This is a genomic window from Stenotrophomonas sp. pho, assembly GCF_006228405.1.
In the GTDB taxonomy this organism is placed as follows: Bacteria; Pseudomonadota; Gammaproteobacteria; order Xanthomonadales; family Xanthomonadaceae; genus Stenotrophomonas; species Stenotrophomonas sepilia.
The window spans coordinates 329,325-350,000 of record NZ_CP029759.1 but is presented as its reverse complement, the minus strand read 5'-3'; the positions used below and the strand labels follow the sequence as shown (position 1 = coordinate 350,000).

14 protein-coding genes and 4 pseudogenes (1 of these 18 cut by a window edge) are annotated in these 20,676 nt (G+C 68.5%); 11 read left to right on the top strand and 7 right to left on the bottom strand.

Annotation, left to right across the window (positions count from 1 at the left end):
• A protein-coding gene (tyrS, locus tag DL544_RS01600) for a tyrosine--tRNA ligase (protein ID WP_139726637.1) crosses the window boundary here: on the bottom strand, window positions 1-452 show its 5' end (the start). Its footprint begins 760 nt before the window's first position; 452 of the gene's 1,212 nt are visible here — the first part of the coding sequence; the start codon lies at window positions 450-452; the stop codon falls past the left edge of the window.
• 167 nt (window positions 453-619) lie between these two features.
• On the opposite strand from tyrS, the gene DL544_RS01595 reads away from it, so the two are divergent.
• Both DL544_RS01595 and DL544_RS01590 read left to right on the top strand, forming a co-directional pair.
• Entirely contained in the window at window positions 620-2,092 is a 1,473-nt protein-coding gene (locus DL544_RS01595; protein WP_053500323.1) for a M23 family metallopeptidase, read from the top strand.
• A 109-nt stretch (window positions 2,093-2,201) separates the two neighbouring features.
• Window positions 2,202-3,283 (top strand): annotated as a pseudogene (locus tag DL544_RS01590) (anhydro-N-acetylmuramic acid kinase).
• Window positions 3,284-3,351: 68 nt separating this feature from the next.
• Here DL544_RS01590 and DL544_RS01585 read toward each other — a convergent pair.
• The 3 genes and pseudogenes from DL544_RS01585 to DL544_RS01575 form a co-directional block, all read right to left on the bottom strand.
• Window positions 3,352-3,582: a hypothetical protein gene (locus DL544_RS01585; RefSeq protein ID WP_005420465.1), complete on the bottom strand. Its 231-nt coding sequence runs from the start codon at window positions 3,580-3,582 to the stop codon at window positions 3,352-3,354.
• Window positions 3,583-3,660: 78 nt separating this feature from the next.
• Window positions 3,661-4,964 (bottom strand): annotated as a pseudogene (locus tag DL544_RS01580) (AmpG family muropeptide MFS transporter).
• Complete coding sequence (locus DL544_RS01575) at window positions 4,961-5,761, bottom strand: exodeoxyribonuclease III (RefSeq protein WP_111200524.1); 801 nt, start codon at window positions 5,759-5,761, stop codon at window positions 4,961-4,963. Before DL544_RS01575 ends, DL544_RS01580 begins: the two are co-directional and overlap by 4 nt.
• Before the next feature lie 161 nt (window positions 5,762-5,922).
• Here DL544_RS01575 and pyrE point away from each other — a divergent pair, with 161 nt between their 5' ends.
• From pyrE to DL544_RS01535, 8 genes and pseudogenes are all read left to right on the top strand, one after another.
• Window positions 5,923-6,582, top strand: coding sequence for an orotate phosphoribosyltransferase (gene pyrE / locus DL544_RS01570; protein WP_005420471.1), 660 nt, complete (start codon window positions 5,923-5,925; stop codon window positions 6,580-6,582).
• Between the two features lie 19 nt (window positions 6,583-6,601).
• A complete protein-coding gene (locus DL544_RS01565; RefSeq protein WP_005420473.1) occupies window positions 6,602-7,264 on the top strand; it encodes a hypothetical protein in 663 nt (220 codons plus the stop codon).
• Between the two features lie 221 nt (window positions 7,265-7,485).
• Entirely contained in the window at window positions 7,486-7,578 is a 93-nt protein-coding gene (locus tag DL544_RS01560) for a potassium-transporting ATPase subunit F (RefSeq protein WP_005407770.1), read from the top strand.
• 12 nt (window positions 7,579-7,590) lie between these two features.
• Window positions 7,591-9,299, top strand: a pseudogene (kdpA, locus tag DL544_RS01555) (potassium-transporting ATPase subunit KdpA).
• 10 nt (window positions 9,300-9,309) lie between these two features.
• Window positions 9,310-11,367, top strand: coding sequence for a potassium-transporting ATPase subunit KdpB (gene kdpB / locus DL544_RS01550; protein ID WP_139726636.1), 2,058 nt, complete (start codon window positions 9,310-9,312; stop codon window positions 11,365-11,367).
• On the top strand, window positions 11,364-12,014 hold the full coding sequence (gene kdpC, locus DL544_RS01545) for a potassium-transporting ATPase subunit KdpC (RefSeq protein ID WP_139726635.1): 651 nt from the start codon (window positions 11,364-11,366) through the stop codon (window positions 12,012-12,014). The genes kdpB and kdpC overlap by 4 nt, the downstream gene beginning before the upstream one ends.
• 51 nt (window positions 12,015-12,065) lie before the next feature.
• Window positions 12,066-14,726 carry a sensor histidine kinase gene (locus tag DL544_RS01540; protein WP_053500336.1) on the top strand — a complete coding sequence of 887 codons (2,661 nt, stop codon included), beginning with the start codon at window positions 12,066-12,068 and terminating at the stop codon, window positions 14,724-14,726.
• Window positions 14,707-15,420: a response regulator transcription factor gene (locus tag DL544_RS01535; protein WP_005420506.1), complete on the top strand. Its 714-nt coding sequence runs from the start codon at window positions 14,707-14,709 to the stop codon at window positions 15,418-15,420. The genes DL544_RS01540 and DL544_RS01535 overlap by 20 nt, the downstream gene beginning before the upstream one ends.
• 301 nt (window positions 15,421-15,721) lie before the next feature.
• Here the strand turns inward: DL544_RS01535 and DL544_RS01530 are convergent, their stop codons facing one another.
• The 3 genes from DL544_RS01530 to coaBC are packed head-to-tail and all read right to left on the bottom strand — an operon-like array spanning window position 15,722 to window position 19,842.
• Window positions 15,722-18,070 carry a phosphomannomutase/phosphoglucomutase gene (locus DL544_RS01530; protein WP_139726634.1) on the bottom strand — a complete coding sequence of 783 codons (2,349 nt, stop codon included), beginning with the start codon at window positions 18,068-18,070 and terminating at the stop codon, window positions 15,722-15,724.
• A 12-nt stretch (window positions 18,071-18,082) separates the two neighbouring features.
• A complete protein-coding gene (gene dut, locus DL544_RS01525) occupies window positions 18,083-18,556 on the bottom strand; it encodes a dUTP diphosphatase (RefSeq protein ID WP_005420510.1) in 474 nt (157 codons plus the stop codon).
• Window positions 18,553-19,842 (bottom strand): bifunctional phosphopantothenoylcysteine decarboxylase/phosphopantothenate--cysteine ligase CoaBC, encoded by a 1,290-nt coding sequence (gene coaBC / locus DL544_RS01520; RefSeq protein ID WP_005420512.1) that lies wholly within the window; start codon window positions 19,840-19,842, stop codon window positions 18,553-18,555. Before coaBC ends, dut begins: the two co-directional genes overlap by 4 nt.
• Before the next feature lie 198 nt (window positions 19,843-20,040).
• On the opposite strand from coaBC, the pseudogene DL544_RS01515 reads away from it, so the two are divergent.
• A pseudogene (locus DL544_RS01515) lies at window positions 20,041-20,666 on the top strand (response regulator).
• The last annotated feature ends 10 nt before the right edge of the window (window positions 20,667-20,676 follow it).

The following is a 20,676-nucleotide window of genomic DNA, read 5'->3' as shown; positions in this document are numbered from 1 at the left end:
TCGTCGCGCTCGAGCATGCGTGCCACGGTGTGCTGGCCGGCCAGGCGGATCATGTCGGCCGCGCCCATCTTGCCGAACCACTCCGAGTTGAAGCGGACTTCGGTACGGCTGCGGTCGAGCACCTTGAACACCTGGTCCTCGTAGGTACGGGCGTTGGCCAGCACGTCATCGCGGCTGAGCGGCTTGCGGGTCAGGCTCTTGCCCGAGGGATCGCCGATCATGCCGGTGAAGTCGCCGATCAGGAAAATGACCTGGTGGCCGAGGTCCTGGAACTGGCGCATCTTGTTCAGCAGCACCGTGTGGCCCAGGTGCAGGTCGGGCGCAGTGGGGTCGAAGCCGGCCTTGATCCGCAGCGGGCGGCCTTCCTGCAGGCGCGCACGCAGATCCTCGAGCTTGAGGATCTCGTCGGCACCGCGGCCGATCAGGGCAAGGGCTTCTTCAATCGAGGACACGTGACTACTCCCGGCAACGCCGATTCTTGTGTGGGGTGTTAAAGCAAAGTTAACCCGATTGGCTTCACAAAAGCCAATGGGCACAAGGGTTTGACGCGGTTTTCTCAGGTGTCTATGGTAACCGGCGATCAGGCCCGCGCTCCCGGGCCGCCAGGAAAAAACCGCCGATGCACAATTCCGAACAAGGGCGCGCACGCAAGCAGCGCTTCCAGGAACGCCTTCACGTCCTGCACGACAACGCCCTGCATCGGAAGCTCAGGCAACACCTTCCCGCCGCCTTCAATGAGCGCTGGACCCGCCGCCATTGGATGCACGCCAGCCTGTTTGCGACCATCGGCGCCCTGGTGGCGACGATCGTCCCCGGTTTCTCGCACACCATTGATGCGCCTTACGCGGACAGCCACACCAGCCTGGCGCTGCCGCTGCCGCCGTTGACCATGGCCCGCCAGCAGCAGGTGCCGGGCGACAGCTGGCAGGTGCTGCGCATCCAGCGCGGCCAGACCCTGAGTGACCTGTTCGACAAAGCCGGCATTCCGGCCACCACCCTGCACCGGGTGCTGGAGCACCCCGGTGCGCGCGAGGCGCTGACCAAGCTGCGCCCGGGCGCCGAGATCGCCTTCGACATGCCGCTGTCCGGCGACCTGCGCAGCATCCGCTTTGATCGCGACGCCGACAACCGGGTGGAACTGAGCCTGGCCGGCGATGACATCAAGGAGAAGGTGACGCGGCGCGAGACTTCCACGCGTACCGTGGTCACCAGCGGCGAGATCACCAGTTCGCTGTATGCCGCGGCCCGCCGGGCCGGGCTGTCGCCGTCGGCGATCGCGACGATGACCGACGACATCTTCAAGTACGACATCGACTTCTCCAAGGACCTGCAGCCGGGCGACCGCTTCAGCGTGGTGATGGACGAGACCTGGCGCGAAGGCGAGAAGGTGGACACCAGCAAGATCCTGGCGGCGACCTTCACCACCGGGGGCAAGACCTATTCCGGCTTCCGCTTCGACCGCAACGGCAAGTCCGAGTACTACGACATCAACGGCCGTTCGTTGAAGAAGAGCTTCATCCGCATGCCGATCCCGTTCGCGCGGCTGAGCTCGACCTTCGGCGCACGCAAGCACCCGGTGCTGGGCAAGATGCGCATGCACAAGGGCGTGGACTACGCCGCGCGTACCGGCACGCCGATCATGGCCGCCGGCGATGCCCGCGTGCAGTTCGCGGGCGTGCAGCGCGGCTACGGCAATGTGGTGATCCTCGACCACGGTCGAGGCCACACCACCCTGTACGGCCACATGTCGCGCTTTGCGAACATCAGGACCGGCCAGCGCGTGGCCCAGGGCACGGTGATCGGCTATGTCGGCTCGACCGGCCTGGCGACCGGGCCGCACCTGCACTACGAATTCCGGGTCAACGGCGAACACCGCAACCCGCTGACCGTGACCATGCCGCCGCCGGAGCCGCTGAAGGGCGCCGAGCTGGTCGCCTTCCGCGCGCAGACCGCGCCAGCGATGGCCCGCATCCAGGGCATGGAGAAGCTGATCTACGCCGATGCCAGCCCGGCACCGACCAGCCGCGACGAGGCCGCCGCCGAGGTGGCCAGCGCCAAGGACAAGCAGGCGACCGGCCGCAAGCGCGGCTGAGCCCCTGCGTTGACGAGGAAGGACGCGGCAGCCCAAGCTTGCCGCGTCCTTTTTTTGTGCCTGCCATGAACACTACTGCCGACGCTGACGCCCCCTGTATCTTGGCCTGATGTCGGGCACCAGCGCCGACGGCATCGACGCCGCGCTGGTGCAGTTTCCCGCGGGCGGTGGCTGCCGCTTCGTGCACGGCCTGACCGCACGCTGGGAACCGGTGCTGCGCGCGCGGCTGGTGGCGCTGGGCGAAGGTGGCCCGTTGGATTCGCTGGAGGAGCTGGGCGAACTGGACGCGCGGATTGCGATCAACTTCGCCGAGGCCGCCAACCAGCTGCTGGCCGAAGCCGGCGTGGACCGCAGCCAGGTACGCGCGATCGGCTCGCACGGCCAGACCGTGCGACACCGCCCGCTGGCCGATCCAGCGTTCACTGTGCAGCTGGGCGACGGCAACCGCATCGCCGAACTGACCGGAATCACCACAGTATCCGACTTCCGCCGTCGCGACGTAGCGGCCGGGGGCATGGTGCGCCGCTGATGCCGGCTTTCCACCTGGGCATGCTGGGTGCCGCCGATGAAGACCGCGCGGTGCTCAACCTGGGCGGCATCGCCAACCTGACCCTGATCCCGCGCGAAGGCGCGGTGCGCGGCTTCGATACCGGCCCGGCCAACGCGCTGATGGATGCCTGGTGCCAGCGCCACACCGGCCGTACCTTCGATGCCGATGGCGCGTATGCCGCCAGTGGCGCGGTGGACGAGGGCCTGCTGGCCGGCTGGCGTTCGGACCCGTGGTTCGCGCTGCCGCCGCCGAAGAGCACCGGGCGCGAGCAGTTCCACCTGGCCTGGGCCGAGGCGCACATGGGGGAAGGCGAATATGCCGCTGCCGATGTGCAGGCCACGCTGCTGGAGCTCACTGTGGCAACCGTGGCCGATGCGCTGCTGGCGCAGCAGCCGCAGACCCGGCGCCTGCTGGTCTGTGGCGGCGGGGTGCGCAACCGGCAGCTGATGAAGCGGCTGGCGGCGCGGCTGCCGGAGGTGCAGGTGGAGTCCAGCGCGGTGCATGGGCTGGACCCGGAGTACGTGGAGGCGATGGGATTCGCCTGGCTGGCGCAGCGGACGATGGACGGGCTGGCCGGCAACCTGCCGAGCGTGACCGGAGCCAAGGGGCCGCGGATCCTGGGGGCAGTCCACCTGGCGTGAGGTGGCGCCATCCACGCATGGCGTGGATTCACCGGGCAGCCGAGCGTGGGCTTGGCTCTACAAAGGCGCTAATCGAAGCCCTGCCCTGCGGGCAAGGCCTGCAGGGCGGCGATGGCGTCGGAGAGGGCGTCCACTTCGGGATCGCCGAAACCGGAGCGGACCTCCAGTTCACTGCTGAACAGGCCCTGCTCCAACAACGCGGCGCAGGTCTGTTCATGGGTCCAGCCGCGGGCGACCGCGACACGTCGGATACGTTCCAGCAGCAGCGGGTCCAGGTCCCGCAGCACAACGTCGGCCATGCTCACTTCCCCGTTCGCAAGGCACCGCCCCCTCGGCGCGTCGGGGGCGATGATCCCGCAGTCCGGGCGGGCAGGCAATCAGGCGACCGGTGGCGGCCCGCGGTCGGCGATCCGCGGCCACAGCCAGGCCAGCAGCAGCAGGGTCGGCACCACAGTGACCGAGCTGAGGATGAAGAACGTGCTGTAGGACGTCGCCTCAACGATGTATCCGGAGACACCGCCGATGAACTTGCCCGGCAGGTTGGCCAGCGATACCAGCAACGCGTACTGCGTGGCGGTGAAGTTGCGGTCGGTCAGCGACGACATGAAGGCCACCAGCACGGTGCCGGCGAACCCCTGGAACAGGTTGTCGGCACTGAGCGCGGCATAGAACGCCCACAGCTTGCCTGGGTTGTGCGCCATCAGCAGGAAGGCGAGGTTGGACATCGCCACGCCCAGTGCGGCCACCAGCAGCATGCGCCGGAAGCCGAATGCGGCCACCGCAATACCCCCAGGAACGCACCGCCGATCCCCATCCATACACCGAACAGCTTGGACACGGTGGCGATGTCGGCCTTGTCGAACCCCGAATCGAGATAGAACGGCCCGGCCATCACGCCGATCACCTGATCGGGGAACTTGAACAGGCCGACGAAGGCCAGCAGCACCAGTGCCAACGCCACGCCATTACGGCTGAAGAAGCTGGAGATGGGCTGGACGAAGGCTTCGGCGATATCGATGCGACGCTGCACCGCCGTGGCCGGGCGCTCCGGTTCGGCGCACAGCAGGGTAGTGACGATCGGCAGCAGCATCAGCGCGGCCATCGCCAGGTAGGCGACAATCCAGCCTTCGAACTGCGCCAGGTACAGCGCGCCGGCACCGGCCAGGATCAGGCCGATCCGGTAGCCCAGCGTATAGGTGGCCGCCAGCGCGGCCTGCGCGGTCTGCGGAGCGATCTCGATACGGTAGGCATCGACCGCCGAGTCCTGGGTGGCGCCAGCGAACGACGCCACCAGCACCCACATCACCAGTGGCCAGACGCCCTCTTCCGGCCGCACGAAGGCCAGTGCGACCAGGCCGACCAGCACCAGCACCTGCGATACCAGCAGCCACGAACGGCGGCGGCCGAGCGCGCCCAGCAGCGGAAATGCATAGCGGTCCAGCAGCGGCGCCCACAGGAACTTGAGCAGGTAGAAGAAGCTGGCCAGGCTGATCAGGCCGATGCTGCCCAGGTCCAGGCCGACGTCGCGCAGGCGCGTGGACAGCGTCTGCGAAGCGATCAGCAGGAACGGCAGGCCACTGCCGAAGCCAAGCATGGCCATGGTCAGCGCCGACGGGGTACCGAAGGCGCGCTTGATGCCTGCCCAACCCTTGTAGCTAACCGGCGTGGCGGCCTCGGTCACAGGTCGTAGTCCACGGTGAACGGGGCGTGGTCGGAGAAGCGCTCGTCGCGGTAGATCGAACAGCTACGCAGTTTGTCGCGCAGGCCCGGCGTGATGAACTGGTAGTCGATGCGCCAACCGACGTTGTTGGCGCGGGCGGCGCCGCGGTTGCTCCACCAGGTGTAATCCTCGCCGGTGGGATTGAGCAGGCGGTAGGCATCGGCCCAACCGCGGCCGGCGGCGACATCGGTGGCCTGGCCATGGTCGGCGCAGAGGGCGTTGAGCCAGTCGCGCTCCTCCGGCAGGCAGCCGGAATTCTTCTGGTTGGACTTCCAGTTCTTGATGTCCAGCGCCGAACGCACGATGTTCCAGTCGCCGCACAGCACGTATTCGCGGCCGCTGCGCGCCCACTCCTCCAGGATCGGGCGCAGCCATTCCATCACTTCGAACTTGAAGCCCTGGCGCAGGTCACCCGAGCTGCCGGAGGGAATATAGAAAGAGACCACGCTGAGATTGCCGTAGCGCGCCTCGATGTAGCGGCCTTCGTCGTCGAACGGGGCCCAGCCCAGCGAGGTGATGACCTGGTCCGGCTCGCGCTTGCTGTAGATCGCCACACCGCTGTAGCCCTTCTTGGTGATGGCGTCGCGGTAGAAGCAGTGATGGCCATCCGGACGGAACATCGGGTCGGTCAGCTGGTCTTCCTGGGCCTTGGTTTCCTGGATGCACAGGACGTCGGCGTCCTGGGCACGGAACCAGTCCAGGAAGCCCTTGGTCGCGGCGGAACGGATGCCATTGGCGTTGAAACTGATGATGCGCATGCGGGGACCTGCGGCGGGAAACCGGGCAAGCATACCGGTTGCCCGTAGGGCTGCGCAGTCCGCCAGGCAGCGCCGCGACAGCCTTCACGCGGGGCCGGACGAGCGCGAAACGCCCAGCTGGATTAGGATTTGTGCTCCAAATGAAGATGAATCGAGTTTTGATGAGCGACCACCGCCACCGTTTCCTGCAGCTGGCCCTGACCGCCGACGCCCTGCGCTTCGGCCAGTTCACCCTCAAGTCCGGCCGGCTGAGCCCCTATTTCTTCAACGCCGGCCGTTTCGACTCCGGTTCGCTGCTGTCCCAGCTCGGCGCCTGCTATGCCGATGCCATCGATGCCAGCGGGATCAAGTACGACGTGGTGTTCGGCCCGGCCTACAAGGGCATTCCGCTGGCCACCGCGATGGCCTGCGAGCTGGCCCAGCGCGGCCGCGACCTGCCGCTGTCGTTCAACCGCAAGGAAGCCAAGGACCACGGCGAAGGCGGCCAGCTGATCGGCGCCGACATGAATGGCAAGCGCGTGCTGATCGTCGACGACGTGATCACCGCCGGTACCGCGATCCGCGAAGCGCTGGGCATCATCCGCGCTGCCGGCGGCACCCCGGCCGGCATCGTGGTAGCCCTGGACCGCCAGGAGATCGCCTCGGAAACCGACCGCCGCTCGGCGGCGCAGTCGGTGGCCGAAGAGGCCGGGATTCCGGTGATCGCCGTGGCGTCGCTGGCCGATCTGCTTGATTTCGCCTCCGGCAACCCGGAACTTGTGGGTTACCGCCAGCCGCTGGAAGCCTACCGGGCCCAGTACGGCGTCCGTTCGATCCGCTGACCGACCCAGGGGAAAGGTCATGTCCCGAGTTCCTGCCGTTCTCTTTGCCGGCCTGCTGCTGGCCGTGCCGTCCACCGTGCCGGCGCAGTCGCGCGACGGCGGCAAAGTGGAGAAGAAGCTGTATTGCTGGAACGAGGGCAAGGAGCGGATCTGCAGCGATTCGCTGCCAGCCGATGCGGTCAATCACGCCCGCGAGGAGTTCAACGCGAAGAGCGGCCTGCGCAATGCGCAGGTCCAGCGCGCGTTGACCGACGAAGAGCGCGCCGCGGCCAGCACCGAGGCGCAGCAGCAGCAGCTGGACCTGATGGCCGAGCAGACCCGCCAGCGCACCGAACAGGCGATGCTGTCCACCTATGGCAGCGAGGACGACCTGCGCCGGGTGTTCGCCGAGCGCCAGGAAGTGCTCGACAACAACCTGAAGACCGCCGAGTACAACGTCACCAGCCTGCGCGAATCGCTGGTGGCGCTGTTGTCGGCCGCTGGCGACCGAGAACTGGCCGGTGGCAAGGTGGCCGACAAGCAGGCCGAGGCGATCCGTCAGCGGCACGTGCAGTTGCGGGCGCAGCAGCGCCTGCAGGCCGGGTTCCTGCAGCAGCAGCAGGCGCTGAAGGCCGAGATCGACAGCACGCTGCAGCGCTACCGCGAGCTGAAGGGCGTGGCGCCAGCGAGCCAGGCGCCGTGATTCGCTTGTAGGGTCGAGCCCATGCTCGGCTCCACGTGGCCTTGGGAAAGAGCAGCCCAGCATGGGCCCGGCTCTACAGTGGGCGGCGCCTGGTTACGGCTTGGCCCACGGAATTTATGCACTCTTTACGCGTCGGCACGGTCCGGCGCGTAGTGCGTTTATGGGCGGCAGGACGACGATGACGGCCTGAGGTGGAGGGGTTCCACCAGGACGCTATTGCAATGTCCCCTTGGCTGTCGTTGTTGTGTGGCGTGCTGGTGCTGGTCGCCGCCGCCTATCTCCTTTATGTCGTGCTGCGGCCCGAGTCGTTCTGAGCGGAGCCTGCCATGACCGAGATGCTTGTGATTATTGCCGCCAGCCTGTTGCTCGCGTGGCCGCTGGGCCTGTACCTGGCGCGCGTGATGCGCGGCACGCCGATGAAGGCCGACGTGCTGTTCAACTGGATCGAAAAGCCGTTGTACAAGGTGTTCGGCGTCGATCCCTCGCGCGCGATGTCCTGGCGCGGCTACGTGCTGGCCTTCGTGCTGAGCAACGTAGTGATCGCCGTACTGACCCAGGCGGTGTTCATGACCCAGGCCTGGTTGCCGTTGAACCCGGACCAGATCCCGAACATGCGCTGGGACACCGCGCTGCACACGATGATCTCGTTCCTGACCAACACCAACCAGCAGCACTATTCGGGCCAGGCCCAGCTGTCCTACCTCTCACAGATGACCGGCATCACCGGCCTGCAGGTGGTGACACCGATGATGGGCCTGGCGCTGGCTGTGGCCACGCTGCGCGCGTTGTTCTCGCGTGCGCCGCAGGCTGCGGCGGCCACCGGTGCCGGCGACGACCGCCAGGTGGCGGTGGGCAACTACTACGTGGACGTGGTGCGCCTGTGCGTGCGCTTCCTGTTGCCGCTGTGCCTGGTGTGGACCCTGCTGCTGACCAGCCAGGGCGTGCCGTCGACGATGGCCGGTGGCCCGCAGGCCACGCCGATCGATGCCAGCGCCGGCATGACCGGACAGAAACTGCCGCTGGGTCCGGTGGCGGCGATGGTCGCGGCCAAGCAGCTGGGCGCCAACGGTGGCGGCTGGTACGGCCCGAACAGCAGCTTCCCGCTGGAGAACCCGACCCCGCTGTCGAACGCGCTGGAGATCGTCGGCATCCTGCTGGTGCCGATGGCGGTGATCTTCATGATCGGTGCGTTCACCGGCCGGCGCCGGTTCGGCGCCCTGGTGTTCAGCTGCATGCTGGGCATGTCGCTGCTGTCCACCGGCGCGATGGTGTGGAGCGAAGGGCACAGTGCCAGCGCCGCCACGCCGCTGCTGATGGAAGGCAAGGAGGTGCGCTTCGGCGCCGACGGCACGGCGCTGTGGGCGGCGGTGACCACCCAGGTCTCCAACGGGTCGGTCAACGGCATGCATGACTCGCTGGCGCCGCTGAGTGGCGGCATCGCGATGGTCAACATGCTGGTCAGCGCGATCTGGGGCGGCATCGGCTGTGGCCTGCAGCAGTTCATCGTGTACCTGCTGCTGGGCGTGTTCCTGGCCGGGTTGATGACCGGACGTACGCCGGAACTGTTCGGCCGCAAGCTGGAGACGCCACAGGTACGCCTGCTGGCCCTGCTGGTGCTGCTGCAGCCGATCACCCTGCTGGTGTTCACCGCGATCACCCTGGCCGTGCCCGGGCTGGCCGCTACCTCCAACCCGGGCTTCCATGGCATCAGCCAGGTGTTCTACGAGTACGTCTCGGCCTACGCCAACAACGGCTCGGGCTTCGAGGGCTGGGCGACGCCACGCTGTGGTGGAACCTGAGCTGCTCGCTGGTGCTGCTGCTGGGCCGCTTCCCGCTGCTGATCATCCCGCTGGTGGTGGCCGCACAGCTGGCCGCCAAGCGCCAGGCGCCGGAGTCTGCCGGCAGCCTGCAGATCGAAACCCCGACCTTCGCCCTGACCCTGGTCTCGGTGATCGTCATCCTGACCGTGCTGCAGTTCATGCCGGCGCTGGTACTCGGCCCGATCGCCGACCACCTCAGCCTGGGACTGCACTAAGGACACCCCGATGAGTACCCACGCAAGTTCCACCCGTAGTTCCCTTGCCCCGCGCCCTGCGCTGCTTGATGGCGCCGGCCTGCGCCGTGCGCTGGTCGAAGCAGTACGCAAGCTTTCGCCGATGCACCTGGTGCGCAGCCCGGTGATGGCGGTGGTGATGGCTGGCACGATCGTCGCGGCCATCGTCACACTGACCGGCAATGCGCCGCTGGGCTTCGGCCTGGCAGTGACCGCGATCCTGCTGGTGACCGTGTTGTTCGGCAATTTCGCCGAAGCAGTGGCCGAGGCGCGTGGCCGTGGCCAGGCCGCGTCACTGCGCCGTGCCCGCCAGGACCTGGTGGCACGCCGGCTGGCGGCGCCGCAGCCGGGTGCCGCAGAAGCCCAGGTGCCGGCCGCCGAACTGCGCCCGGGCGACCATGTGATCGTCAGTGCCGGTGAGCTGGTGCCGGCCGATGGCGAGATCGTGCAGGGCCTGGCCACCATCAACGAAGCGGCGGTGACCGGCGAATCGGCACCGGTGCTGCGCGAGGCAGGTACCGACCGTTCCGGTGTGATCGGTGGCACCAAGGTGCTGTCCGACCAGATCATCGTGCGGGTGACCGCCGAGCCGGGCCACAGCTTCCTGGACCGGATGATCGCGCTGGTGGAAGGTGCCAACCGCCAGAAGACCCCCAACGAGATCGCGCTGACCCTGCTGCTGGCGGCGATGACGCTGACCTTCCTGGTGGTGGTGGCCACGTTGCCGGCCATTGGTGCAGCCGTCGGCGTCAAGGTCGATCCGCTGCTGCTGATCGCGCTGCTGGTGTGCCTGATCCCGACCACCATCGGCGGCCTGCTGCCGGCCATCGGCATCGCCGGCATGAACCGTGCGCTGGCCGCGAACGTACTGGCCAAGTCGGGCAAGGCGGTGGAAGTGGCCGGCGACGTCGACGTGCTGCTGCTGGACAAGACCGGCACCATCACCTACGGCGACCGCCAGGCCAGCCACTTCCATCCGCTGGCCGGCATCGATGCCAGCCAGCTGCGCGAGGCGGCACTGCTGTCCTCGCTGGCCGACCCGACCCCGGAAGGCAAGTCGATCGTGCGCCTGGCGCGCGAACAGGGCTGCGCCACCGCCGAGCCGGACCATGCCGACTACCTGGCCTTCAGTGCCCAGACCCGCATGTCCGGCGTGGATCTGGAACATGGGCGGCAGATCCGCAAGGGCGCCGCCGATGCGATCCGTGCCCACGTGCAGGCGCTGGGCGGCAGCGTGCCGGCTGAACTGGCCGGGCGCGTCGAGCAGGTCGCGCGCAATGGCGCCACCCCGCTGGTGGTGGCCGAGGGTCGCCACGTGCTGGGCGTGATCGAGCTGTCGGACGTGGTCAAGCACGGCATGCGCGAGAAGTTCGCGCAGCTGCGGGCGATGGGCATCCGTACGGTGATGATCACCGGCGACAACCCGCTGACGGCAGCAGCCATTGCCGCCGAGGCTGGCGTCGACGACTACATCGCCGAGGCCCGTCCGGAAGACAAGCTGGCACGCATCCGCCAGGAACAGGCCGGTGGCCGCCTGGTGGCGATGGTGGGCGATGGCACCAACGATGCTCCCGCGCTGGCCCAGGCCGACATCGGCCTGGCGATGAACTCCGGCACGCAGGCGGCGAAGGAGGCCGGCAACATGGTCGACCTCGATTCGGACCCGGCCAAGCTGCTGTCGGTGGTGGAAGTGGGCAAGCAGCAGCTGATCACCCGCGGCGCGCTGACCACCTTCTCGCTGGCCAACGACGTGTCCAAGTACTTCGCGATCCTGCCGGCGCTGTTCGCCGCGGCCGTTCCGACCATGGCCGCACTGAACGTGATGCAGCTGTCGAGCCCGCGCAACGCGGTGCTGGCGGCGCTGATCTTCAACGCCCTGGTGATTCCCGCGCTGATCCCGCTCGCCCTGCGTGGCGTGCGCTTCCGCCCGGCCACCGCCACCGCACTGCTGCGCCGGAACATGCTGGTATACGGCCTCGGCGGCGTACTGCTGCCGTTCGCAGCGATCAAGGCGATTGACCTCCTTCTTGTCCTGGTATTCGGCGCATGAACCGTTCTGCTTCCACCTCATCTTCCCTTCCGGGCGACGCCAAGGCCGAGGCCCGCGTGGCCAGCCTGCAGGATGGCGCCTGCTGGCGCCCGGCGATCGGCCTGGGTCTGGCCTCCCTGCTGCTGGCCGGCGCGGTCTACGCCGGCATCGCCACCGGCTTTGCCGGGCTGGCCTACCCGACCCAGGCCGAAGGCAGCCTGCTGCGCGATGGCAGCGGCCAGGTGCGCGGCTCGGCCTGGCTGGCGCAGCCGTTCACCGGTGACGGCTACTTCCAGGCGCGTCCGTCGGCGGCCAACTACGACCCGATGGCCGCGGCCGGTTCCAACATGGCGCGCAGCAACCCGGCGTTGGCCGAACGTGTTGCCGCCAGCACGGCTGCGGTGGCCGCGCGCGAAGGTGTCGCCCCGGCGCAGGTGCCAGCGGACCTGGTCACCCAGTCCGCCGGCGGACTGGATCCGCAGCTGTCGCCGGCGGCGGCGCAGCTGCAGGTAGCACGCGTGGCGCGTGCCCGTGGCCTGCCGGTGGAGCGCGTGCAGGCACTGGTGCAGGCGCATACCGAAGGGCGCCAGTGGGGCCTGTTCGGGCAGCCACGGGTGAACGTGGTGACGCTGAACTTCGCGCTGGACCATGCGGCCAAGGCGCCGTGATGCTGGGTTGCACCTGCTGCGCGCACAATGGTGGCCATGACAGCGGCTCCCATGACTGATGCACGTACCCGCCAGGCCGATGCCCTGGTTGAAGGCCTGCAACGCGAAGCCGGCGGCAAGCTGACCGTGTTCCTCGGTGCGGCGCCGGGCGTGGGCAAGACCTACGCCATGCTGACCCGCGCGCAGGAACAGCTGCGCCGCGGCGTCGACCTGGTGGTGGGCCTGGTGGAAACCCATGGACGCACCGATACCCAGGCGCTGCTGGAGGGCCTGCCGCAGCTGCCGCTGAAGGACGTGGCCTATCACGGCCATGCCCTGCAGGAGATGGACCTGGATGCCGTGCTGGCACGGCATCCAGCGCTGGTGCTGGTGGATGAACTGGCCCATCGCAATGCGCCCGGCAGCCGCCATGAGCGGCGCTGGCAGGATGTGATGGAGCTGCTGGACGCCGGCATCGACGTCTGGACCACGGTCAACATCCAGCATCTGGAAAGCCTCAACGACGTGGTGATGCGGATCACCGGCGTGCGGGTCAGCGAGACCGTGCCCGACGGCGTGCTCGACCGCCTGCACGACATCGTGCTGGTCGATCTGCCGCCGCGCGAACTGATCGCGCGCCTGCAGCAGGGCAAGGTCTATGTGCCGGAACAGGCCGCACAGGCCCTGCAGGCGTTCTTCTCGCCGGCCAACCTGACCGCGCTGCGCGAACTGGCGATGCAGGAAGCCGCCGACCGCGTCGACAGCAGCCTGCGCGAAACCCGCGCCGCGCGTGGCGAAGGCAATCTGCCCCTGCGTCGCGGCGTTCTGGTGGCCATCGACGGGGGCGGCCAGAGCGAATACCTGGTGCGGGTGGCGCGGCGCATCGCAGAGCGCCGCGACGCACCGTGGACGGTAGTGACCGTGCAGGGCCGGCGCCAGGACGAGGCGACCCGGCGCGAGATCGATGCGGCCTTTGCGCTGGCAAGGCGGCTGGGCGGCGACGCCGAACTGCTGCATGGATCGAGCATTGCCGATGCCCTGCTCGACCACGCCGCACACAACGGCGTGTCGACCCTGGTGCTGGGCCGTACCCGCGAACGTCCACTGGCACGGATGTTCAACCGCACCCTGACCCAGCAGCTGATCCAGCGTGGCGCGCATTACGAGATCACCATCATCAGCACGCCGCAGGCACGCGCACGCTCGCGCCGCGAGAGCCTGCTGCCGCCGATGCGCGGCATCAGCTACGAGCCTGCACAAGCCCTGATCGCGACCGCATTGGCCTGTGCGGTGGCGTGGCTGGCCGAACACTGGGTGGGCATGGCCGACCTGTCGATGGTGTTCATCGTCGCGGTGGTACTGGTGGCTGCACGCACGCGCGCCAGCGTGGCGGTGATGGCCGCGATCCTGTGTTTCCTCGCCTACAACTTCCTGTTCATCGCGCCGCGCTTCACCTTCGCCATCGGTGCACGCCAGGGCGTGATCACCGTTTTCCTGTTCCTGGCCGCGGCACTGGTGGCCGGGCGCCTGGCCTCGCGCCTGCGCATGCAGGTCATCGCGCTGCGTGCGGCCAACCGCCATGCGCGCGCGCGCCAGCAGCTGGGACGCCAGCTGGCCAGTGCGGCCGGCAACGGCGAGGTGGCACAGGCGGGCCGGCATGCGCTGGAGCAGGCCCTGGACGTGCCGGCGTGGCTGCGGATCGGCACCGATACCGCCGCCGGCGGCCGCAGCCAGCCCGGCGATACCGACCTGGCTGCCGCCGACTGGGCGCTGCGCCACGGCCAGCCCAGCGGGCGTTTCACCGATACCCTGGCCGGCGCGCAATGGTGGTTCCTGCCGCTGCTGGACGGCGAAGACCGTGCGATCGGCGTGGCCGGCCTGTACCTGCCCGGCGCACAGGCGCGCCTGCTGCCCGAGCAGCGGCAGCTAGCCGAAGCGATGGTCGATGACATCGCCCAGGCCGCGCTGCGCACGCGGCTGGTGGCGGAACTGGAGCAGGCGCACGTCAGCAACGAGACCGAGCGGCTGCGCTCGGCCCTGCTCTCCTCGGTGTCGCACGACCTGCGCTCGCCGCTGGCAGCGATGATCGGGTCGGCCGACAGCCTGGCCAGCTACGGTGCAGCGATGGATACCGCTGATCGCCGCGCCCTGCTGGACACCATCCTGGTCGAGGGCGAACGGCTGGACCGCTACATCCAGAACCTGCTGGACATGACCCGGCTCGGCCACGAAGGGCTGAAGATCAACCGCGACTGGATCGGCGTGGACGAGCTGATCGGCTCGGCGGCACGGCGCCTGCAGCGCTACCAGCCAAAGGTGCGGCTGGAGCTGGACATTCCAGCCACGCTGGCACCGATCTGGGTGCACCCGGCGCTGGTCGAACAGGCCGTGTTCAACGTGATGGAGAACGCGGCCAAGTTCTCGCCGCCCGACGCCGCCGTGCAGGTACAGGCGCGCGAGCTGGACGGCCAGCTGCGCATCGACGTGATCGACGCCGGCCCCGGCATTCCCGATGACGAGCGCGCGCGCATCTTCGACATGTTCTACAGCGTCGAGCGCGGTGACCGAGGCCGCCACGGCACCGGCCTGGGTCTGACCATCTGCCAGGGCATGATCGGCGCACATGGCGGCAGCGTGCAGGCGCTGCCCGGACGCGACGGTCGCGGTACCCTGATCCGCATCACCCTGCCCCTGCTCAAGCCAGCCTCCCACGATGAGCCCGACCCCGATTGATGCCAGCGTGCCGGCCGCACGCGTGCTGGTGATCGATGATGAAACCCAGATCCGCCGGTTCCTGGACATCAGCCTGCGCGCGCAGGGCTACCAGGTGCGGCAGGCCGCCACCGGCCAGGAAGGCCTGCAGCTGGCCGCCAGCGAGGACATGGACCTGGTGATCCTGGATATCGGCCTGCCGGACATGGAAGGCCACGAGGTCCTGGAACAGCTGCGCCAGTGGAGCCAGGTGCCGGTGATCATGCTGACCGTGCGCGCCGGCGAAGCCGAGAAGGTGCGCGCACTGGATACCGGCGCCAACGACTACGTGACCAAGCCGTTCGGCACGCAGGAACTGATGGCGCGCGTGCGGGCGCTGCTGCGCACGCGCAGCGTGCCGACCGATGGCACACCGCCGGTGTTCGACGATGGCCACCTGCACGTGGACCTGGTGCGTCGCGAAGTCGCCCTGCAGGGTGAGCCGGTGGCGTTGACCCGCAAGGAATACGCGCTGCTGTCGCTGCTGCTGCGCAATGCCGGACGGGTGGTGACCCAGCCGCAGATCCTGCAGGAGATCTGGGGGCCGACCCACCAGCACGACACCCACTACCTGCGCATCCTGGTCGGCAAGCTGCGGCACAAGCTGGGCGATTCGGCGCTGGATTCGCGCTACCTGTTCACCGAGCCGGGCGTGGGGTTGCGGTTCAAGGGGTGAGGGTGTGTCGACCAAGGTCGACACCTACTAACAGCTGCAGGACATTGTCAGGGGTGGGGCGGTGTCGGAGTGCGGGGTGTCAGCCGCATGGGCCCGAGGCATGCCTCGGGCGGGTTGGGCAGGACGCCCAACCCCGGTCTTGCCGTGTGCGCAGGACAGCGCACACGGCAAGCGGCTGCCAAGCTTACAGGGACGTACTTGCTGCGTCCCCGCACTCCGACACTGCTCCGCCATCCCACCGATAGCCGGCCTTTGACGTTGACGTTGATTCGGCGGGTGCCGGGCGCAGCCCGGCCCCACCTCAGAACCCCAGCGGGGTGTCGCCCAGCACTGGTTGCAGCTGGCTGCGGAACAGGGCCTGGATGCGTTCCAGTGCCGCCTCGTCGTTGCCTTCGAAGCGCAGCACCAGCACCGGCGTGGTATTGGAGGCACGCACCAGGCCCCAGCCATCGGCGAAGTCCACGCGCAGCCCGTCGATGGTCGACAGACGGCCACCCACATACGGGTTGTCCGGGGACTGCGCCGCCGCCACCAGCATCGCCACCAGGGCATGCGGCGTCCCGTCGGCCACCGGTACCTTCAGCTCCGGCGTGGCGACCATTTCCGGCAGCTCGCCCAGCACCTCGCCCGGCGTTTCCTCGCGCTGGGCCAGGATCTCCAGCAATCGCGCAGCGGCGTACAGACCGTCGTCGAAACCGAACCAGCGTTCCTTGAAGAAGAAGTGGCCGCTCATCTCGCCGGCCAGCTCGGCATCGGTCTCGCGCATCTTCGCCTTCATCAGCGAATGCCCGGTCTTCCACATCAGCGGGCTGCCACCGTTGCGCAACACGTGGTCGGACAGCTTGCCGGTGCACTTCACGTCGTAGATCACCATCGCGCCCGGATTGCGCATCAACACATCGGCAGCGAACAGCATCAGCAGGCGATCGGCGTAGATGATCCGGCCTTCGCCGGTCACCACGCCCAGCCGGTCGCCGTCGCCATCGAAGGCAACGCCGAGATCGGCGCCAAAGCGCTTGACCGTCTGCACCAGGTCTTCCAGGTTGGCCGGTTCGCTCGGGTCGGGATGATGGTTGGGGAAGGTGCCGTCGACGTCGCAGTACAGCGGAATGACGTCGGCGCCGATCGCTTCCAGCAGCTGCGGCGCCAGTGCGCCGGCCACGCCATTGCCGGCATCGGCCACGACCTTCAGCGGACGGTCCAGCTGCACGTCATCGGCGATGCGCTGGATGTAGTCGGCACTGACATCGCGCTGCTGGTAGTCACCGGGCTCAGCGGCCTGCACCAGGCGGCCCTCGACGATGCGCTGGTAGAGATCGGTGATGGCATCGCCGGACAGCGTCTCTCCGCCAATGACCACCTTGAAGCCGTTGTACTCGGGCGGATTGTGGCTGCCGGTGACTGCCACGCAGGTGCCGGTACGCAGATGGAAGGCGGCGTAGTACACCAGCGGGGTGGGCGCCAGGCCGATGTCGATCACCGCGCAGCCGGCACGGCGCAGGCCCTCGGCCAGCCCAGCCGTCAGCTCGGGTCCGGACAGGCGGCCATCGCGACCGATCACCACCTCGCGCAGGCCCTGCTCCAGTGCCACGGTGCCGATGGCCTGGCCGATCAGCGCCGCGGTCTTCGGTGTCAGTTCACTGCCCACCACGCCGCGGATGTCATAAGCACGGAAGATGCCGGCGGCCAGCTCTTCAGCGGGCACTGGCGGTGGCGGCGGTGGCGCGGCATCGCCACTGCCGGTCACAGCGGCCTCGGGTGGCGGCGCCTGCTGCAGGCTCTCGCTCAGGGTCGGGCCATGGTCGGCCTCGGACGCTGCGGCGCGGCGCGGCAGGGGCAGCGACTTCGGCAGTCGGTCACGTCCCACCACCAGCAACACGGCAATGAACGCCAGCAGCAACGCCACAATGGCGCTGGCCAGCGCGCCCAGGCCCAGCGGACCGGCGTCGACATTCGGCACCGACGCGACCAGCCGCAGCGGCGTGCCTGCAACCGGGCGCGCCAGGGCTTCCGCACTTTCGGACAGGCCCGCGTTGCCCTGGGTGACCAGATCGAACCCACCCTGGCGCAGGCCAAGGAAGCCGGCGGACGGCGCACGCACCTGGTCCAGCGGCGAGGTCAGCCGCAGCAGCGGCTGGCGGACATAGATCACGGCCGGCCCCAGGCTGCCCAGCTGCACCGGCGCGGCCAGGCCCAGGCGATTGCCGCCACCATCGCGGACGACGCGCAGGCTGGGTTTGCCCTCAGCCACCGCCGCTTCCAGCAGGGCCAGGCGTGCATACCCGAAGGTGGCCGGATCGGCATAGGCGTTGGCCAGATCGGCCGTCAGCACCTCGACCTGCTCAACCCCGGTCCAGCTCTCGCGCACGGCCAGCGCCGCTGCAGCGGCATCGCCGGCCTGCAGCGCCTGCTGCACGCGATCGTTCTTCAACTGCTGCTGCAGCTGCTGCAACTGGCCTGCAGCGGCCTGCTGCAGGCCCTGCACGGCCTGGTCGCGCGCTTCTTCCAGCGCCTGGCCGTTGGCCTCCTGCCGCCATTGCTGCACCGCGCTCCATCCGAACCAGCCGGCCAGCAGGATCAGCAGCACCCCCAGTAGTGGTGCACTGCGACCCAACGACCGTCCCCGCTGTCCTTCCCCGATGCCGCTCATCGATGTCCCCTGTCAACGCACCCCGGTATGGCCGAATCCACCCGTGCCCCGCACGCTGTCGGTGAAAGTATCCACCACCTGCAGGCTGACGCGGGCAATCGGAACCACCACCAGCTGCGCGATGCGATCGCCGGGCTCGATGGTGAAGGCCTCGCGGCCACGGTTCCAGACGCTGATCAGCAGCGGCCCCTGGTAGTCGGCATCGATCAGGCCGGTGCCGTTGCCCAGCACGATGCCATGCCGATGGCCCAGCCCGGAACGCGGCAGGATCACCGCGCACAGGTTCGGGTCGGCAATGTGGATGGCCAGGCCGCTGGGCACCAGCGCGGTGTCGCCCGGCTGCAGGGTCAGCGCGGTATCCAGCGCCGCGCGCAGGTCCATGCCGGCGCTGGCTTCGGTGGCGTAGGCCGGCAGCGGCCAGCTGTCGCCGAAGCGCGGATCGAGCAGCTTGACCTGCAGCGGTTGGGAAAGGGATGCCTGGGTCATGCCTGGAGTCTCCGCGCGATCAGCGCCAGCAGCTGTTCGGCCAGTTCGCGCTTGGAGGTGGCCGGGAATACCTGTTCACCGTCCTGCCAGAAGGCCGTGGCGGCATTGTTGTCGCTCTCGAAACCACCGCCACTGATGCCGACCTGGTTGGCGATCACCAGGTCCAGCCGCTTGTCGATCAGCTTGCCGCGTGCATATTTCTCCACGTCGTGGGTCTCGGCGGCAAAGCCGACCACCAGCTTCAGCGACTGCGTCTGCGCGGCGACTTCGGCCAGGATGTCCGGCGTGCGCACCAGCTCGATCACCAGCGACTGGCTGTCGGCGGTCTTCTTCAGCTTCTGCGCGGCGACCTGGCGCGGGGTGTAGTCGGACACTGCGGCGGCACCGATATAGATGTCGGCGGGCAGCGACTTCAGTACGGCATCGCGCATCTGCGCGGCCGAGCGCACATCGATGCGCTGCACGCCCGGCGGCGTCGGCAGCTGTACCGGGCCACTGACCAGCACCACCTGCGCGCCCAGCGCGGCGGCGGCGGCGGCCAGGGCGAAGCCCATCTTGCCGCTGCTGCGGTTGCCGACGTAGCGCACCGGATCGATGTCTTCGTAGGTCGGGCCGGCACTGATCAGCAGGCGCAACCCCTGCAGGGCACGGGTTTCCGGCGCGGCAACCGTCGCAACGACCCCGCCATTGGTCGCCAGCGCGGCCACGATGTCGCCCGGTTCGGCCAGCCGACCGGGGCCGGATTCACCTTCGGCCAGCGGGCCATCGACCGGGCCGATCACCTGCGCACCGCGCTGGCGCAGCAGGGCGATGTTGGCCTGGGTAGCCGGATGCAGCCACATCCGGTGGTTCATTGCCGGGCAGATCGTCAGCGGTGCGGTGCTGGCCAGACACAGGGTGCTGACCAGGTCATCGGCATGGCCCTGGGCCAGCCGCGCCAGCAGATCGGCGGTACCCGGCGCGACCACGATGCGGTCGGCCCAGCGGGCCAGCTCGATGTGGCCCATGGCCTGCTCGGCGGCGCTGTCCCACAGCGTGGTGCGGGTCGGCTGCCCGGACAGGGCCTGGAAGCTGAGGGGGGTGACGAACTGCTGGGCGCCGGCGGTCATCGCCACCTGCACCTGGGCGCCCGCGTCACGCAGGCGCCGCACCAGCTCCAGGGCCTTGTAGGCCGCGATCCCGCCTCCGACGCACAACAGCAGTTTCTGGCCTTCCAGCGCGCGGGCCGGCGCGGGGGAAGCGTTGGGGGAGTCAGCCACCTGGAATTCCTGTGCAAACGAGGGCATTAGCTTACCCGATGGTCGGTAATGTCCCGGTACACGGCACACATAGCGGGCGGCTATCAGCAGATGGGACTTGCGCCACAACGCTTCCGGGTTCAAGACACTGCGATTCGGAACTTTCCTATACCTGTTGGCCGGCCACGTTTGCAGAATCGTCAGTGGCCACCGCAGGTGTGCCGCTTCGCTTTTCGAGGATTCCGCGTGCACCCGCGCATCATCATCGCCGACGACCATCCCGTCGTCCTGCACGGCATCCGCATCGTGCTGCAGACCCATCTGATGGAGGTCGTCGGCAGCGCGCGTGACGGCGCCCAGCTGCTGCAGCTGGTCGAGCACCACGGCTGCGACGCGGTGCTGACCGACCTCTCCATGCCGGGCACCGGCCCGGATGGCCCGGAACTGATCGCTGAGCTGCGCGCACGCCACCCGGGCATGCCCGTGGTGGTGCTTACCGGCGCCCGTCACCCCGGCCTGCTCGATGGCCTGCTGCGTGAAGGTGTCAGTGGCCTGGTCGACAAGTGCGCCGATTTCGGCGAGTTGCCGCAGGCCCTGAACGCGGCCATGGCTGGGCAGGTGTTCGTCTCGCAGCAGCTGCGCGACCACCTGCAGGCGCGCGACCTGATGTTCGCGCGTGAGCCGGCGGCGCTGTCGGCCCGCGAACAGGAAGTGCTGGACCTGTTGGCCGCCGGGCTGAAAGTGAACGCCATCGCCGTCCACTGCGGCCGCAGCCCGAAAACGATCAGCCGGCAGAAGGCCGAAGCCAAGCGCAAGCTGGGCTGCAGAACAACCAGGAGCTGTTCGCCTATCTGCAGTCGCGACGCGACTGAGGCAACAGCC